Genomic DNA, 2,894 nt, shown 5'->3' with positions numbered 1-2,894 from the left:
GCCCTGATCCCCGGACCCTGATCCCCGCGCACCGGCCCCGCCCTCCCCGCGCGGAGGGCGGGGCGCGGTCTCCCGGCCGACCGGCCCGGCCCGGTCGGCCACACAGGAAGGAGGCTCGGATGGGCAGTTACGTGCTGCGGCGGGTGCTGCAGATGATCCCGGTGTTCTTCGGCACCACGCTGCTGATCTTCGTGATGGTCTACACGCTGCCGGGCGACCCGGTGGTCGCGCTGTTCGGCGAGAAGGCCGCAGACCCGTCGGTGGTCGCGAGCATCAAGCACACGTACTACCTCGACCAGCCGCTCTGGAAGCAGTACCTGCACTACATGGGGAACCTCTTCCAGGGGGACTTCGGAACCAGCTTCACCGGCCGCCCGGTCTCCGACATCATGGCGGACGCCTTCCCGGTCACCATCCGGCTGGCGCTGATGGCCTTTCTCTTCGAGATGATCGTGGGCCTCGCCTTCGGTGTGCTCTCCGGGCTGAAGCGCGGCAGCATCGCGGACACCCTGGTGCTCATCCTGACCCTGGTGGTGATCTCGATCCCGGTCTTCGTGCTGGCCTACATCGCGCAGACCGTGTTCGCCACCAACCTGGGCTGGGTCACGCCGACGGTGCAGGACAGCTACGACCTCTCCCAGCTGATCCTGCCGGCGGTCGTCCTCGGCTCGCTCTCGCTCGCGTACGTCGCCCGGCTCACCCGGACCTCCATCGGCGAGAACCTGCGGGCCGACTACATCCGGACCGCGACCGCCAAGGGCCTGCCCCGGCGGACCATCGTCTCCCGCCACCTGCTGCGCAACTCGCTCATCCCGGTGGTCACCTTCCTCGGCACCGACCTCGGCGCGCTGATGGGCGGGGCGATCGTCACCGAGGGCATCTTCAACGTGCAGGGCATCGGCAACGTCCTGTACCGGGCGATCAACCAGAAGGAAGGCCCGACCGTGGTCGGCATCGTGACCGTCCTGGTGATCATCTACCTGGTCGCCAGCCTGCTCGTCGACCTGCTCTACGCGGTCCTGGACCCGAGGATCCGCTATGTCTGACATCCACGACGAGGACTCCTACGAACCGCATCCCAAGCCTGGTGTCTCCCGTCTCGACTTCGCGGGGGAGCAGGGCATGGCGGTGGAGCAGGAGACCCTGGTCGAATCCGACGTGGAGAAGCGGGAGGAGGCCCGCAGCCTCTGGGGCGACGCCTGGCGGGACCTGCGCCGACGGCCGATCTTCCTGCTCTCGGTCGTGCTGATCGTGCTGCTGGTGCTCATCGCGATCTTCCCCTGGGCCTTCACCGACGCCAACCCGCGCAGGGCCGACCTGGTGCACGACTACCTCCGGCGGCCGGACTGGACGGACTTCTTCGGCGCCGGCTGGTTCGGCTACGACGCCCAGGGCCGGTCCATCTACGCCCGGGTGGTCTACGGCGCCAGGGCCTCGATCACCGTCGGCATCTTCGTGACCGCCGCGGTCACCCTGCTCGGCGGGCTGACCGGCATGGTCGCCGGGTACTACGGCGGGGCCGTCGACGCGGTGGTCTCCCGGATCGTCGACATCTTCTTCGGCATCCCGCTGCTGCTCGGCGCCCTGGTGCTGCTGAACGCGTTCACCGTCCGCACGGTGTGGACCGTGGTGGTCGCCCTGGCCGTCCTCGGCTGGACCCAGATCGCCCGCGTCATGCGCGGCGCGGTGCTGACCGTCAAACAGTCCGACTTCGTGACGGCGGGCCGGGCCCTCGGGGCCGGGACCGGACGGCTGATGCTCCGGCACATCCTGCCGAACGCGGTCGCGCCGGTGATCGTGGTGGCGACCATCGCGCTCGGCGGCTACATCGCGACCGAGGCGACGCTGAGCTTCCTCGGCATCGGTCTTCAGGAGCCGACCATCTCCTGGGGCATCGACATCTCCTCCGCCCAGAAGGTGATCCGGACCGCGCCGTACGTGATGTTCTTCCCGGCCGCGGCGCTCTCCATCACCGTGCTGGCCTTCATCATGATGGGCGACGCGGTCCGCGACGCCCTCGATCCGAAGCTTCGCTGAGCGAGGGAGCGCATCGTGAGTACAGCGGTGGACACCACCGGGCGCGTGCAGGAGGCGCCGTACCAGGGGCCGCTGCTCGACGTGCGGGACCTGCACGTCGAGTTCGTCACCCGGGACGGCGTCGCCAGGGCCGTGAACGGCGTCAACTACTCCGTCGCGGCGGGGGAGACGCTGGCGGTGCTGGGGGAGTCCGGCTCGGGCAAGTCGGTGACGGCGCAGGCGATCATGGGCATCCTGGACATGCCGCCGGCCAGGATCCCGCGCGGCGAGATCCTCTACCGGGGCCAGGACATGCTCAGGATGAGCAAGGAGGAGCGGCGGCGGATCCGCGGCCAGAAGATCGCGATGATCTTCCAGGACGCGCTCTCGGCGCTGAACCCGGTGCTGAGCGTCGGCTACCAGCTGGGGGAGATGTTCCGGGCGCACCGGGGGGTCTCCCGCAAGGAGGCCCGGGACCGGGCCATCGAGCTGATGGACCGGGTGCGCATCCCGGCCGCCGGGCAGCGGGTGAACGACTACCCGCACCAGTTCTCCGGCGGCATGCGCCAGCGCATCATGATCGCGATGGCGCTGGCCCTGGAGCCGGACCTGATCATCGCGGACGAGCCGACCACCGCCCTGGACGTGACGGTGCAGGCCCAGGTGATGGACCTGCTGGCCGAGTTGCAGGCCGAGTACAACATGGGCCTGATCCTGATCACCCACGACCTGGGCGTGGTCGCCGACGTCGCGGACAAGATCGCCGTGATGTACGCGGGCCGGATCGTCGAGACCGCCCCGGTGCACGAGCTGTACGCCCGGCCCGGTCCAGCGGGATCCGCTCGTCGGCGGCCAGCCGGTCCAGCAGCTCGTTCTCC

Annotated in this window: 3 protein-coding genes; all 3 read left to right on the top strand. The window is 69.5% G+C overall.

Annotation, left to right across the window (positions count from 1 at the left end):
- Nucleotides 1-119: 119 nt before the first annotated feature.
- Entirely contained in the window at nt 120-1,046 is a 927-nt protein-coding gene (locus ACIQOV_RS35600; RefSeq protein WP_401054962.1) for an ABC transporter permease, read from the top strand.
- 76 nt (nt 1,047-1,122) lie between these two features.
- Nucleotides 1,123-2,037, top strand: coding sequence for an ABC transporter permease (locus ACIQOV_RS35595; RefSeq protein ID WP_401054963.1), 915 nt, complete (start codon nt 1,123-1,125; stop codon nt 2,035-2,037).
- A 15-nt stretch (nt 2,038-2,052) separates the two neighbouring features.
- The coding region (locus ACIQOV_RS35590) for an ABC transporter ATP-binding protein (protein ID WP_401054961.1) at nt 2,053-2,894 on the top strand (842 nt) is incomplete at its 3' end.

The organism is Kitasatospora sp. NPDC091257, assembly GCF_044757675.1.
Lineage (GTDB): Bacteria > Actinomycetota > Actinomycetes > Streptomycetales > Streptomycetaceae > Kitasatospora > Kitasatospora lactacystinica.
The sequence above is the reverse complement of the archived record's forward strand: the minus strand, read 5'-3'. Positions and strand labels throughout refer to the sequence as shown.